Source organism: Alteromonas lipotrueae (assembly GCF_019249215.1).
GTDB lineage: Bacteria > Pseudomonadota > Gammaproteobacteria > Enterobacterales > Alteromonadaceae > Alteromonas > Alteromonas lipotrueae.
Map to the genome: position 1 here is coordinate 16581 of NZ_JAESDI010000003.1, position 13515 is coordinate 30095.

Below are 13515 nucleotides of genomic sequence, written 5' to 3' on the forward strand. Positions count from 1 at the left end.
TTCTGTTAGCTATTGGCGCGAGTGAGACAAAGGAGAGCATGATGAGTAAAACTGCAATTTTGTACAGAATGGTGACCGATGATCATATTTGTCCGTTTGGTTTGCGTTCCAAAGACTTGCTAGAGAGAGAAGGGTATGACATAGATGATCGCCCTCTCACTTCTAGGGAAGAAACCGACGCGTTGAAGGCAAAGCACAATGTTAAAACAACCCCACAGACGTTTATAAATGATGAGCGTATAGGAGGGTACGACGATCTTCGTACCTATTTTGGAAAAGGCGAAGCGGGCCAAACGGGTACCACCTATACCCCAGTAATAGCCATATTTTCGGTCGCTGCATTATTAGCGTTAGCATTTCAATATACGGTAGCAGGTGCGTACTTTTCCATTCGCACTCTCATGCTGTTTATCGCGTTTTCAATGACGTTACTGGCAGTACAAAAACTCAAAGACTTATTCAGCTTTACCAATTCATTTATTACCTACGACTTGCTAGCCATGAAGTGGCTACGATACGCCTATATTTACCCGTTCGTAGAGGCTTTTGCTGGTATTGGTATGGTGGCGCAACTGCCCGCATTAGCGGTGGCGCCGTTCTCCCTATTTATAGGTACGGTGGGTGCGGTTTCAGTGGTTAAAGCGGTATACCTCGATAAACGTGAGCTCAAGTGTGCCTGCGTAGGGGGCGACAGCAACGTGCCATTGGGCTTTGTTTCGCTAACTGAAAACCTGTTTATGATAGCCAGCGCTCTGTTGATGTTTTTCTATACGTAACTAGTTTCATCCTCATGTAAAACCTTCATAAATGCTGAAAAAGTCGTACGCCAAAGGTTCCGGCTAAAGCGATAAAACTTTTTAATATAAATTAAAAATTAATATAAACAGTCGCTTAAGGTGTTTTGGGTGATGGTTTGGTTATTGCAGTCAAAAGTTACACATATAAGTTTGTTATTCGAATTGCCAGCTTAGAAGGTGTACCACTGATGAGTGTTTATCCGAGTAACCTTCGTTTTTCAGCTTTGCTTCATGCAAACAACTGAATGGGAAGCGGCAATAACGTTGAGTAGAAATAGGAGTTTTATAATGAGTAACCCGGAAAATTTGGAAGGCAAAAAAATCGCTATTTTAGCTACCGATGGTTTTGAGCAGAGCGAACTCGTGCAGCCAAAAGATATGCTTACCGAGCAAGGCGCTATAGTAGAGATACTTTCAATTGATGATCAAAGCAGTATCACTGCATGGAATGAGGGGAATTGGGGTAAACAAATATCGGTAGATGCTCAAGTTTCCTCGGTATCGCCAAGTGATTACGACGCGCTGGTACTGCCTGGCGGCCAAATTAACCCAGACATCTTACGTACTAATAGCGATGCGGTTTCATTTATTAAGCAAGCCCACGCAGAACCTCGCATTAAAGCCCTTGCTGCTATATGTCATGGGCCATGGTTACTGGTTGAATCTGAGCTAGCAAGAAACAGTACAGTTACTTCTTTTCCCAGTATTAAAACAGATTTAATTAATGCTGGTGCTACCTGGAAAAATGAGCTTGTGGTACAAGATGGCAAATTAGTTACTAGTCGGAACCCAGATGACATCCCTGCTTTTGTAGAGAAAATTAGTCAACTCATTGCTTAGGTTTGTAAAGTGAGAATAGAACCTCACAGGTGGAACTTTAGGCGAGAAAGTAATTAGATTTAACAGGAGTATGCATGTTTAGCCAGAAAACAGGTTCAAAGGTGATTGTTATTACCGGTGCGTCAAGCGGGATTGGCAAGGCAACAGCGCAAGCGCTAGTAGATGAAGGTAATAAAGTTGCCTTAATTGCCAGAAGTGAAGACAAGCTCAACGATTTGGTGGCAGAGCTTGGCGAGGCCAATGCCTTTGCGGTTACTGCCGATGTGAGCGATTTCAACGATTTAGAGAACGCGTTTAGCAAAGTAACTCAGCACTATGGCCACGTAGACGGCGTATTTGCGAATGCGGGTACGGGTGCAAAGAGTGCCGGTATTGAGAACGGCGACGTTGCAGAGTGGCAAAGTATGTTAGGCGCAAACGTGAACGGCTTGCTGTATACCGCAAAGCTTGGGCTACCTTTGCTGAAAAAGACTAAAGGCCACTTTATTCTAACAAGCTCGGTGGCAGGGCGTATTGCATTAAAAGGCTCGGTTTACGGGGCTAGTAAATGGTTTGCTTACGGTTTTGGCCAAAATTTAGCGGAAGAAATGAGGGAGTGGGGCGGTAGGTGTACCACAATTTGCCCTGGAATGGTTAACACCCCTTTCTTTGATGAGCCCAAGGAAGATAAACTTCAGCCCGAAGATATTGCAAAGTCGGTTGCGTTTGCCCTTTCAGCTAGCGATTCGGCCTGCGTACGAGAAGTGTACGTTATGCCAACATCGTAGACGACTTAACAGGCTTAATTGCTTGTAATATCAAGGTATATATATGGCAGTGGATGTATGTACATCCGCTGCCATATACTTTAAAGGTTTAAAATATCCCCCTATTGGTCGCATATAATTTGGAGATAAGGTTAACCATTAACTTTAGTGAAATAGTGTTTAAAAAGTTGATAAAAACGCGTCACATGAAGCGGTTTTTCGCCTCTATACTGATGAAGGAAATAAAAATGCCACGCTTTTCCTCGAGCGCTTGGTATCACCCTTTTAATCTGCTCTTCGGCCAAAAGAGAGTGAACTAGAAACTCTGGTAGCAAAGCCACTCCCATATCATTTAGTACCATTTCTAAGGCCGTGTTGGGGGTATTGGTTCTTGCATAATGTTGCACGTCAATCAGCACTTCATTGGCATGGCTATTATCAAATAAATGTAACGTACCGTGTTGCCATTCAGTAGCGATAAATCTGTGTTCTGGCAATTTTTCTATGTTGTTTATACTGCCGTGCTGCTTTATGTATCGAGGCGAAGCACAAAATATTTCTGACACTTTACCAATTGACAGCGCACGATAATCACAATCTTTAATATTGCCGCCAAAGATGGCGGCATCCAACTTATTCTCTATCAAATCTTGCCATCTACCCGTAACTAATAATTGTGGAGTAAGTTTCGGGAATTCTATACATAGCTGTTTCAACGCAGGTACAACGATGTCTTTTTCGAAAAAAGGGGGAACCGATACTTTAAATAAGCCACTAGGTTGGCTTTTTGCATTGTCCAGTTCTGCAACGGTGAGATCTATCTGCTCACTAAGGAGCTCACTGCGCGCAAGTAGCGTCTCGCCGACGGCAGTCAGAATTACGCCGCGGGTGTTGCGTATGAGAAGTTGTTGCCCTATTTCACTTTCTAATTTTGTAATTTGTTGGCTAATCGCAGATTTGCTCAATCCTAGCTTTTTAGCCGCTAATGTAAACGATCGCTTGTGCGCAACTTCAACAAAAATAAGTAATAACGGGGCCAATTTTACGGTGTTCATAATATTAAACAAAGTGTTCAAATAGTGCTTATTGTTCAATATGTATTACGGGTTTATCTTGAGTCAACGAAAAGAGATGAATAGCAGTTTTTAAATAGTCAGTAATAAGGAACCAAAAGATGCAAAGTTTAGTTGTCGTTGACCTAACCCCAGTAAATAAAGCTGTCATAGCGGAATATAGCGCTTTAGCAGCCGAAACATTAAAGCCGTTTAACGGAGAGTTTATTGCCAAAGGTCATATAGAGGTATTACATGGTGAGGCTGGGCATCCGATGAAAGCTGTCATTGCGTTTCCTGACAATGAAAGCGCAAAGGCGTGGTACAACAGTGCGGCGTATCAAGCCATTGTCCCCCTTCGCGATTTAGGTATGCATAGCCAATTTCATTTGGTGTAGATAAGGTAGTGACTATTTTTAATAATGGGGAGCCGAGCCTTGGCTGCCCTTTATTCTGCCTGCGTATATTAGCGTAGATGAGTAAGTTTTGTTCTATTAACCTATAGGCAAGGCGCCGCCGCACAACGATGGATTGGCACTACAGTAGCAATGAACATTTTCAATTAATTCACGCGCTTGAGCACTTGGGCTAGAGGAGTTGGGCCACAATGCATAGATAGGGCGAGTAAATAACTGCTCACTATGAAACTGCAACTCAGGCGTTTTATCATCTATGAGTGTCTGAATTTCAGTACTTGGTAACAGTGCAGCCCCATTTCCCGACGCCACAAACTGTTTCGCTAGCGTAATATCACCCACGTAATGCGTATAGTCATACGCGCTGGCTAAAACATTAAATTGCTCAGCGTTGGGAATTTGTTTGATGGTGTAGGGTACAAAAAGGTGAGAGGTATTCAGTTTCTTATTTCTTCCAACAACGTGAACAGTAACGCTGCCCATTTTTCTTTGAATTAATGAAGAATCTTGCTGATCGCCCACACGAAACGCGATATCAAATTGCTTTTGACTGGTTAATACGTTGCGGTTGTCGGGCTCGATACGCAGTTGTAATGTTGGGTGAGTAAATTGAAATTCACTGAGTGGTGTAAATAGCGGGCCGGCTACCAAGTTTTGTGGGCATAACACGCTAAGCATATTTAGCTGTGTGCTGTCGTAAGCTTGCACCTTTTGTTTTACGCGTAAAATAACATCGGCAACATCATCGTATACCATTTTACCGAATGCAGTTAGCACTACGCCTCTGGCCGAACGTGAGAGTAAAGGGGTACCAAGTCGTACTTCAAGTTTTGCGATACGTTTTGATAACGCTGAGGGCGATATACGTAAATCTTCCGCCGTTTTGGCAAAACTGCCTCGTTGGATCACTTCGATAAAAAGCGTTAAGTCGTCTAGCACATCAATTCCTGCAATCTAAGGTTTCCATTTCGCTTATTCTCACCGAGCGACATAGGTATACACTAACATCGCTCAAAGGAGGAATGGATGGAAAGAATTATCTTTACTGCGCTGTTTTCATGTTGTCTGTCAGGACTGATGTCCGGTTGGGTGACCTTTATTAATTTAGGGATCACAGATACGTTTCTGTCAGATTGGTCAATGGCATTCATCAAGGCTTATCCCATGGCCTTTTTGGCTGCATACGGCCTTGCTAAGCCAATTAAATTATTAACCCAAAAAATCATAGGATCAAATTCATGACAAAAGTCGACAGACCGGTGCATATTGTTGCCATTATTCAACCACAGTCACGCTATTATGAAAAGGGAGTAGAGGCGCTTCAGTGCCTTCTACTCCCCACTAGAGGAGAGCCAGGATGTATTCGCTTTGATATTTTTGAAGATAGAGAAAATGGCCAATACATTTTAGTTGAGCACTTTAAAAGCCAGGCCGACTTAGACTTTCATTACGCGCAAGAATATACCAAGTCGGTATTTGCACTGTATGAAACCATTTTGGCAACAGCACCGGAAATTCGCTACCTTTTGCCCATTGAGGCAAGCTAGCACCTAAATCGCTACATAAATAAATTTAACTCAAAAAGGCTCAACAACAATGTATTGTGTAGCGCACTAACAAACTCGCTTGAGTCGGCCTTGTGCCGCTGTCTATCAATGCTACGTTACGCAGCAATGCTGCGTTTGCAATCCACAAAATTACCCCTACACCCGGGGTGCAACGTTGAAGCTTCTGCACAAATGCTTTAAAAGCAGACTGCAAAAAACATCAATTGAAGGGGGCTGGCCATACTTAAATAAAAATCCTCGATAATTACGCGGGGTAATTAAATGAACGTGCGCAACATTGGCAATGCTTACGCCGCTTTTACCGATAAGTCTTCTAAGTGTTCGCTTATTGACAGGGTTTTATGCTTGTCTCGCAGTTAAAAATTAAGTAGAAATAAACAACCGCTAAGTCAGCCGATTTTTGCGATGAGTAGAGAAGCGCATGTTTGGCTTACAGACTAAATATTTTTGAATATCAGTCATATTTCATAGCGAAGTGATATTTTGGAATAATAAAAATGCGTTATTTTTACTCGTTTCAATAGAAAGCGTTAGTTGGTTCTACCCGCATTATTGATTTCATGAAGTATCTGAAATTAGCCAAATAAAGTATCTACCCTTACGCCATCAGATTAGTCTACTTGCTGAACAACTCACTATTTATGCTTTGCTTCTCGATTGGCCTTATCTGCATTCGGTCATAGTGATGGCGGCAAACGGCAGTTGCAGTAATTAAACGTGCTTCGGCAATAAAGTCAACAGGAGAGCAGATGTCTCAGTCTAATGAATTTTCAGGTAAAACCGCGGTCATTTCGGGCGCAGCGGGTGGAATTGGCTTAGCCCTAAGTGAGGCATTAGCAGCGCAGGGAATGAATATTGTTATGGGCGATATCGACGCTGCAGCCCTTGCACAATCTAGCGAAGGTTTGCGTGCTAAGGGTTACAAGTTAATAACCTGCTCACTTGATGTAACTGATTATGCCCAGTGGGAAGACGTTGTTGCAAAAGCTAAAGACGCGTTTGGCAAAATTCATATGGTCATCAATAACGCAGGTGTGGGTGGTTCTCCTGGAAAAATAGAAGACTCAGAAGCTGAAACTTGGCGCTGGGTAATGGACGTGAATGTAATGGGCGTGTTGTATGGAGCCCAAGCTTGCGTTCCTGCCATAAAAGAACATGGTGAAGGGGGCTGGGTGCTAAACGTGGCATCGATGGCGGGCATGATGGGTATGCCATACGCGGGCGCATACTGTGCCTCTAAGGCCGCAGTAGTCTCAATGACTGAAAGCTGGATGCCAGAGCTAGAGCCCTTCAATATTCATACGTCAGTATTATGCCCTGCATTCGTAAAAACTCGTATTCATGAGTCTTATCGTAATAGACAAGAAAAATACGCGGTAGCCACTGAAAAACGTATCGATAAAGAAAAACTAAAAGCAGGGGCTAAAGCTGCCACCATAGCGGTGGAGTCGGGAATTCCTGTATCAATGTTAGCTGAACGTGTGTTGGAAGCATTGCGTTCAAAACAAATGTACATTTACACGCATCCAAACTATCGCAAGGTAACCCGCGGCCGCGCAAAAGCGATTGATAACGGGTTTGTCGATGCTGAAAACAGCCCTGTGGTAGGCCATTTAATTGACGATGACATCGTCACTTTTTAATTAGACGCATTTGCTTATTGAGAGCTGTGCTTTTTATAAACGCCTTACTTTTTAACTATCATTTTAGCGGTAAAAAAAGCGTAGCGATTACCGCTGAAAGCGAACATGCCCACCATGATTTAGGAGGGGGAGTATAAAAACCTCCCCTAGACAGCGCTTGCCTAATGACGACGATTTTTTAACCTCTATATTAGGTAGTTGGTCGTGTGTTTATTGAAACTTTATAGGTTTATTAGTAACTCTATATAGTGTTAATACCTATAATTCTAAATTCAAAATAAACACTCTGTGGATAATAATAATGAAAAAGCTTCTTAAAGCTGCAGTAGCTGTATCTCTTGCACTCTCATGCTCGACTGTTTTTGCAGAAAAACCTAACGACGACAAACCTATTTTTAGCAGTTCTACTTTCGAAGCAATGGAGCTGAGAAATATTGGGCCTGCTTATATGTCTGGCCGAATAGCCGATATTGCTATCGATCAAAATAATCCTTCAACGTGGTATACCGCAGTAGGTTCCGGTGGCGTATGGAAAACTACGAATGCGGGTAATACGTGGGCCCCCATTTTCGATAAACAAGCAGTATATTCTATTGGCGATGTGACCATTGCGCCAAGTAATTCGAACATCATCTGGGTGGGCACAGGTGAGAACAACGGTGGGCGTCATATTAGCTTCGGTGACGGCGTTTACAAGTCTGTAGATGGCGGTCAAACATGGAATAACGTAGGGCTGGAGAAGTCTGAACATATCTCCGATATTATTATTCACCCTACCAACCCTGATATCGTGTGGGTTTCTGCCCAAGGGCCGTTATGGTCTGGCGGCGGTGAACGCGGCCTTTATAAAACCACTGACGGCGGCGACACGTGGAAGCAAGTACTTACGCCTGCCGATAAATGGACTGGTGTAACCTCGTTACTTATCGATCCACGTAACCCTGATAAACTTTACGCAGCTACATGGGCTCGCCAGCGTTCAATTGCGGTATATGTAGGGACTAACGAAGGGGCGGGCATTCATACGTCTGACGATGGCGGTGAAACCTGGACTGAACTTAAAACCGGTTTGCCAGAAGGCAACATGGGTAAAATAGGCATGGCGATATCGCCTATGAACCCAGATGTGCTTTATGCCACTATCGAGACTGACAACCGCAAAGGCGGTTTCTATCGTTCGGCAGATCAAGGTGCAAGTTGGACTAAGGTATCGGATGAAGTAGGTGCAGGTACGGGCCCTCACTATTACCAAGAAATTTTTGCTGACCAACACCAATTCGACCGTGTTTATATTGCCAGTAACTACAGTAAAGTGTCTGATGATGGCGGTAAAACCTGGACGCCAATTAACACGAAACGTAAGCACGTAGACGATCATGCCATGGCATTTCACCCTACCGATCCTGATTTTGTTTTGATGGGATCAGACGGTGGTATTTACATGTCTCATGACAGAATGGCGAACTGGCGTTTTATGGCTAACTTGCCGTTAACGCAGTTCTATAAAGTGGCGCCGGATGATTCAAAACCTTTCTACATGATTTATGCGGGTGCACAAGATAATTCTACCCAAGGCGGTCCTTCACGTACCAATCGAAAAGAAGGCATTAAGAATAAAGATTGGTTCTTAACTCTAGGCGGGGATGGCCATCAGCCGGCGGTTGAACCGGGTAACCCAGATATTATGTATTCACAGTGGCAACAGGGTAACCTTACCCGCGTAGACATGACCACCAAAGAAGGTGTTTACGTTAAGCCGCAGCCATTACCGGGCGATCCAGCTGAGCGCTACAACTGGGATGCACCTATTAATGTGTCTAGCCATGACCCTGCTCGTATTTACTTTGCATCACAGCGAGTATGGCGTTCAGACAATCGCGGCGATAGCTGGACGGCCGTGTCTGGCGACCTAACCCAAGACGGAAACCGTATGCATATGCCTATGATGGGCAGAACGTGGTCGGTAGAAGCGGGCTGGGATTTGTACGCCATGACAGAATTCCACACTATTGCTAACTTCTCTGAAAGTCCAGTGGATGAAAACATTCTGTGGGCGGGTACTGACGATGGCATTATTCAAGTCACTACCAACGGCGGTGAGTCGTGGAAGAAAATCGAATTAGACGATATTAAAGGCATACCCGCTACCGCTTATGTGAACGATATTCGGGCTGATTTGTACGATCCCAATACCGTATATGTTGCTCTAGATAACCATAAATATGGCGACTACAAACCCTATTTGATCAAGTCGACGAACCTAGGCAAAAAGTGGACATCACTTGCCGATGACCTACCTGCAAAACACCTTGTTTGGCGTATTGTGCAAGACCATGTGAACAAAGATTTGATGTTCATTGGTACCGAGTTTGGCGTTTTCTTTACGGTTAACGGCGGTATAAAATGGGTTGAACTTGATGGCGGTATGCCAACCATTTCTACTCGCGATGTAAAAATCCAGCGCAGAGAAAACGACTTGGTAGCCGGTACATTTGGCCGTGGTATTTATATCTTAGATGATTACGCACCACTTCGCGCATTAACTGAAAAATCGATGGAACAAGATGCACTTTTGTTTGCGCCTAGTCGCCCGGTGAAATGGTTTCAGTTAGACACTAGGCACACTGACTCAGACGGCGACGACCGCTTCGCGGCTGAGAACCCAGCACATGGTGCTACGTTAACCTACTTCTTAAAAGACAGTTTGTTAACCGCGAAGGGTAAGCGTCAAGAAGCTGAGAAAAAGCTACTTGAAGATGAAAAATATCCTAAGTACCCAAGTTGGGAAGCAATAGAGGCTGAAATTCAAGAACCTGAACCTGCGGTTTATATCGAAATTCGTGACAATGCAGGCGACGTAATAAATCGCGTAGCGGGCAGCACGAAGAAAGGACTTCACCGCATTACGTGGGATATGAAGTATTCAAATACCACACCACTTACCAAAAAAGATAGTAAAAATAATGGTTTAATGGCATTGCCAGGCACTTATAGCGCTACACTGTTTAAGCGTGAAGGGGCAACTGTTACTCAGCTAGCTGAGCCTGTTGAGTTCACGTTAAAATCTATCTATGAGGGTGCACTTAAAGGGGCATCTGCTGAGGAAATTGCAGCTTATGGTAATGCGGTTGATAAAGCGCAAAAACGTGCGATGTCTTCAACTACTGTGCTAGGCCAAGTGAAAGAAACGATGGCATTACTTCGTGTTGCTATTGACCGTACGCCTAGCGATGTTAGCCAACTTGAAGCGCAATTTGCGAGCATTCAGAGTGAAATAAACGATATTAATAAAGCGTTTAGTGGCTTAGAGTCGCGCAATCGTAAAGGGATTAAGCCGGCTAATATTATGAGCCGCTTACGTTACGCAAGGTCTGCATTAGGTTCATCTTATGGGCCAACTCAACAGCATAAAGACCAACTTGGTTACGCTGAAGATGAATTAAATCACGTGATTGCGCGCATTAAAACGTTGCATGAAACCACGCTGCCTGCGCTACAGCAAGCGGTGGTGAATGAAGGTGGTCCTTGGACTGCAGGCATTCCGGTTATTGCAAACTAACGAGCGTTAGTGCAAACAGATGCGGCAGCGTTACGCTGCCGCGTTTTTTATTTTCACCCTTCTTTTTTAGCTTTACTACCGTAGCAAGACCCAATGAAAAGCCTGTCGTATTCTTTCTGTTTTTTATCTTTTGCTAAGTTTTCGCGTTTTGGATTAGCCCCTTTTAGACTATTGTTAACCGTTTCTTTTTTAGCCGTCCCCGTTTTTTATGCCAGTGCTACTGATGCTCAAGGGGCTGACGAACCTAGCTTCAATGGTGTTAGCGCCAAGGAAGTCGAGCGTTACACTGTTACCGCAGAGCGCGCCTATTACAATCAAACCTTAAACAGCATTTTCCCCCAATATACTTATGATAAATCGAATCTTGTGGGTAGCCCCCACATTAATGACATTTTGCTCCAATCGCCTTCAGTTAACTTAAATGGGCAAGGTGGGCAAATTCAAAATATCAATATTAGGGGCTTTTCTCGCTGGCGAATTCAATCGCTTATTGATGGTGTACCTATTGAGAGTGATCGCCGAGCAGGCGCGAGTGTGGGGTTTGTTCCTCCTTCATTTATTCAAGGCGTGGCCGTTATGCCAGGTGCTGCGTCTACCTATTTAGGGTCGGGCGCTATTGGTGGTGCTGTAGATTTGTTACTTCCATATAACACAGCACCAAACCTTCAAATAGGGTGGAGCAGCAACCAACAGACACAAGATTATAGTTATGCCGATTACACAGGGAATATCGATTGGAACCTGTCGTATCGTAACGGAAATAACGGCTCAGATGCACAAGGTAATACCTTGTTCGATAAGTTTGAACAAACGGCATTGTTTATTAGGCATCGACCTGAAAGTGGTGTGCTGAAAGAAGCCTGGACGTTGTATTCAGACAACCGTGATATTGGTAAATCCAGCAGCGACTTTCCAGAAGATAGAGTAACTACCTACCCAGAAAATACGCACTGGCTAGGTAAAATGACGTTTGTATTCTCTGATATATTTAGCAGCCACAAAGCTAGTAACGACACCGCTAGCAATAACAGATCTAGTGACGACATATCTAACAATGACATAGTGAGCAACCTTTGGTGGCACCAATCCACATTGGACACCCACATTGTAAGACCCGAGGATCGGATAAACGAAAGTGAAAGCGAGGCGTTAGACTTCGGGTTTGATGTGGGCAGTAATACACGCATTAATAACTGGCAAGTGAATTGGCAAGTTCAGTTGATGGGGCGGGAGGGGGTAACTATTGATGAAAAAGAGCTCACCATGGTTTCCTCTGCTACTCAATCTCTTGTAGACGAGCATGTTATAGAGCAGCCCTCAGGCCTAACCAGCTCATTCTTCATTTCTGAATTGGCTTACGAGTTTCGTACTTTGGATGCCAGTGAAACCACCGTAGCAGGTATTGCTGATGCATCTCGAACCTTTGGTGCTACGACGCTAGCGTTTGGAGGTAGGTTAGATTGGCAGCAACAGTCTAACAACGTTGACGATGTTGAAAATACTAACATCAGCGGTTTTATTGGCGCTAGCCATATACTTTCGCCGCAATGGACGGCAAGTGTTTACTTATCTAGCGCCTTTAGGAATCCGTCATTAACTGAACGCTATTTCTCCGGTGAAACCCCTCGGGGTACCGTATTAGGTGATGCCGATTTAGATACAGAGCAGGCCACAAATATACAGGCTTCGTTATCGTATAACAGCAACGGCTTAACAGGTTCAGTTGAAGTGTTTCTGCAGAAAATCAACCACTACATTGAGCGTACTACGGTATCTGAAGATGTTCAGGTTTATAGTAATTTAGACAGTGCGACCATTCAAGGCATAAGCTATCAGCTAGATTGGCAGCAGTCACAAGGTGTAAATAGACCGGAAAATAATGCACCAGGAAAGGGGTATTGGTTCGCGCAGTTAAATGGCGCGTGGATTGAGGGCGAAGATAATATAGGTAGCGCTATTGCTGATATTCCGCCACATAGTCAGAGATTAACATTAGGGTATGAGCTAGAGGATGTACGGCTATTTTCAACGCTTGTTTATCGTGCCAGCAAGCGGGATATTGGCGATGGTGAAAAAGCACTCGATAATGTAACCACAGTAGATATTGGCGCGGCATGGCAATTCAACCAACGTACTTCGCTGCAAGCAAGTTGGCGTAACCTTACTAATCAGCAATATTATGTGAGCGCCGACGATAAAGCCGCATTTGCGCAAGGTGAAAGTGTACAGCTAGCGTTAACCTTTTTGCTGTGAACGATAGTAACGTTTTCGATATTTACTCTTTAACGTAGTAAATAACATCACTAAGCCCGTCAGCCATAAAATGAATAGCAAAATGGCGGCGGGCAAAAACAGCCATAACTTTGCGCCTTCAAAAAACCAGCTGCCATCGTGAATAGCTTCAATGGTATCGGTACGCCGATAAGCAACCTGCAGCACTTCGCCATTGGTTGCGTTCAGCTGCACTTCCCACTGATTCTTTCCGCGTACTTTTATAATGCCTTTGTCGGGCCTAACGTCTAAACGGTCGATATCATCCCAGCTATTCAGTTTCGCTTCTGGTACGTCTTGAACCACTTCAATAATAGTATCAAAGCTTATAGTTGGGGCATTGCTAAGGGCTTTTTGAGTGGGCGGTTGTAGCCAGTCGAACTCTTTTTTTACCTGCAACAAAAGACCACTGCCAATCACAACAACAACAGGAATAAAAATGGCCAAAGAGAGCCACAAGTGAAAATTGCGGCTTGTTTTACGCAGGTTAATCGACATGCACTTACTACCTAAAAATGGACACTCATTATACTGCATCTAATTTAGCGAGTAAAAAATGTCAGCCCACACTAAGATTTCAAGCGACGAATAAATGGGTTAAAAGCGCTTGGTAATAGCCGTAA

Annotated in this window: 12 protein-coding genes; 9 read left to right on the plus strand and 3 right to left on the minus strand. The window is 43.9% G+C overall.

What is annotated here, in order from left to right:
• The first annotated feature begins 41 nt into the window (after positions 1 to 41).
• From JKP82_RS03455 to JKP82_RS03465, 3 genes are all read left to right on the plus strand, one after another.
• Positions 42 to 776 carry a MauE/DoxX family redox-associated membrane protein gene (locus tag JKP82_RS03455; RefSeq protein WP_159532479.1) on the plus strand — a complete coding sequence of 245 codons (735 nt, stop codon included), beginning with the start codon at positions 42 to 44 and terminating at the stop codon, positions 774 to 776.
• Between the two features lie 309 nt (positions 777 to 1085).
• Positions 1086 to 1637, plus strand: coding sequence for a type 1 glutamine amidotransferase domain-containing protein (locus JKP82_RS03460; protein ID WP_159532477.1), 552 nt, complete (start codon positions 1086 to 1088; stop codon positions 1635 to 1637).
• 74 nt (positions 1638 to 1711) lie between these two features.
• Positions 1712 to 2404: an SDR family oxidoreductase gene (locus JKP82_RS03465; protein ID WP_218395884.1), complete on the plus strand. Its 693-nt coding sequence runs from the start codon at positions 1712 to 1714 to the stop codon at positions 2402 to 2404.
• A gap of 131 nt (positions 2405 to 2535) precedes the next feature.
• Here JKP82_RS03465 and JKP82_RS03470 read toward each other — a convergent pair whose 3' ends face one another.
• Positions 2536 to 3450: a LysR family transcriptional regulator gene (locus JKP82_RS03470; RefSeq protein WP_232370661.1), complete on the minus strand. Its 915-nt coding sequence runs from the start codon at positions 3448 to 3450 to the stop codon at positions 2536 to 2538.
• Between the two features lie 107 nt (positions 3451 to 3557).
• On the opposite strand from JKP82_RS03470, the gene JKP82_RS03475 reads away from it, so the two are divergent.
• The gene (locus JKP82_RS03475; RefSeq protein WP_159532473.1) at positions 3558 to 3833 is read left to right on the plus strand and encodes a DUF1330 domain-containing protein; all 276 of its coding nucleotides are present in this window, start codon (positions 3558 to 3560) and stop codon (positions 3831 to 3833) included.
• Positions 3834 to 3929: 96 nt separating this feature from the next.
• On the opposite strand, the gene JKP82_RS03480 is transcribed toward JKP82_RS03475, so the two are convergent.
• On the minus strand, positions 3930 to 4790 hold the full coding sequence (locus tag JKP82_RS03480; protein WP_159532471.1) for a LysR family transcriptional regulator: 861 nt from the start codon (positions 4788 to 4790) through the stop codon (positions 3930 to 3932).
• An 87-nt stretch (positions 4791 to 4877) separates the two neighbouring features.
• Here JKP82_RS03480 and JKP82_RS03485 point away from each other — a divergent pair, with 87 nt between their 5' ends.
• The 5 genes from JKP82_RS03485 to JKP82_RS03505 all read left to right on the plus strand — a co-directional run bounded on the left by JKP82_RS03485 (position 4878) and on the right by JKP82_RS03505 (position 12874).
• A complete protein-coding gene (locus JKP82_RS03485; protein WP_218395885.1) occupies positions 4878 to 5093 on the plus strand; it encodes a DUF2798 domain-containing protein in 216 nt (71 codons plus the stop codon).
• Positions 5090 to 5398: a putative quinol monooxygenase gene (locus JKP82_RS03490; protein ID WP_218395887.1), complete on the plus strand. Its 309-nt coding sequence runs from the start codon at positions 5090 to 5092 to the stop codon at positions 5396 to 5398. Before JKP82_RS03485 ends, JKP82_RS03490 begins: the two co-directional genes overlap by 4 nt.
• A 770-nt stretch (positions 5399 to 6168) precedes the next feature.
• Entirely contained in the window at positions 6169 to 7062 is an 894-nt protein-coding gene (locus JKP82_RS03495) for an SDR family NAD(P)-dependent oxidoreductase (RefSeq protein WP_159532465.1), read from the plus strand.
• A gap of 301 nt (positions 7063 to 7363) precedes the next feature.
• The gene (locus JKP82_RS03500; RefSeq protein ID WP_218395889.1) at positions 7364 to 10621 is read left to right on the plus strand and encodes a WD40/YVTN/BNR-like repeat-containing protein; all 3258 of its coding nucleotides are present in this window, start codon (positions 7364 to 7366) and stop codon (positions 10619 to 10621) included.
• Positions 10622 to 10714: 93 nt separating this feature from the next.
• Positions 10715 to 12874: a TonB-dependent receptor plug domain-containing protein gene (locus tag JKP82_RS03505; protein ID WP_218395890.1), complete on the plus strand. Its 2160-nt coding sequence runs from the start codon at positions 10715 to 10717 to the stop codon at positions 12872 to 12874.
• Here JKP82_RS03505 and JKP82_RS03510 read toward each other — a convergent pair.
• The gene (locus JKP82_RS03510) at positions 12857 to 13390 is read right to left on the minus strand and encodes a PepSY domain-containing protein (protein ID WP_159532459.1); all 534 of its coding nucleotides are present in this window, start codon (positions 13388 to 13390) and stop codon (positions 12857 to 12859) included. The two genes, JKP82_RS03505 and JKP82_RS03510, sit on opposite strands and share 18 nt — an antisense overlap.
• Positions 13391 to 13515 lie beyond the last annotated feature (125 nt).

Coding starts and splice junctions, on each gene's coding strand:
- JKP82_RS03495 (WP_159532465.1), top strand. CDS start 6,169: ATGTCTCAGTCTAATGAATTTTCAGGTAAAACCGCGGTCATTTCGGGC.
- JKP82_RS03460 (WP_159532477.1), top strand. CDS start 1,086: ATGAGTAACCCGGAAAATTTGGAAGGCAAAAAAATCGCTATTTTAGCT.
- JKP82_RS03500 (WP_218395889.1), top strand. CDS start 7,364: ATGAAAAAGCTTCTTAAAGCTGCAGTAGCTGTATCTCTTGCACTCTCA.
- JKP82_RS03510 (WP_159532459.1), bottom strand. CDS start 13,390: ATGTCGATTAACCTGCGTAAAACAAGCCGCAATTTTCACTTGTGGCTC.
- JKP82_RS03490 (WP_218395887.1), top strand. CDS start 5,090: ATGACAAAAGTCGACAGACCGGTGCATATTGTTGCCATTATTCAACCA.
- JKP82_RS03505 (WP_218395890.1), top strand. CDS start 10,715: ATGAAAAGCCTGTCGTATTCTTTCTGTTTTTTATCTTTTGCTAAGTTT.
- JKP82_RS03475 (WP_159532473.1), top strand. CDS start 3,558: ATGCAAAGTTTAGTTGTCGTTGACCTAACCCCAGTAAATAAAGCTGTC.
- JKP82_RS03465 (WP_218395884.1), top strand. CDS start 1,712: ATGTTTAGCCAGAAAACAGGTTCAAAGGTGATTGTTATTACCGGTGCG.
- JKP82_RS03485 (WP_218395885.1), top strand. CDS start 4,878: ATGGAAAGAATTATCTTTACTGCGCTGTTTTCATGTTGTCTGTCAGGA.
- JKP82_RS03455 (WP_159532479.1), top strand. CDS start 42: ATGAGTAAAACTGCAATTTTGTACAGAATGGTGACCGATGATCATATT.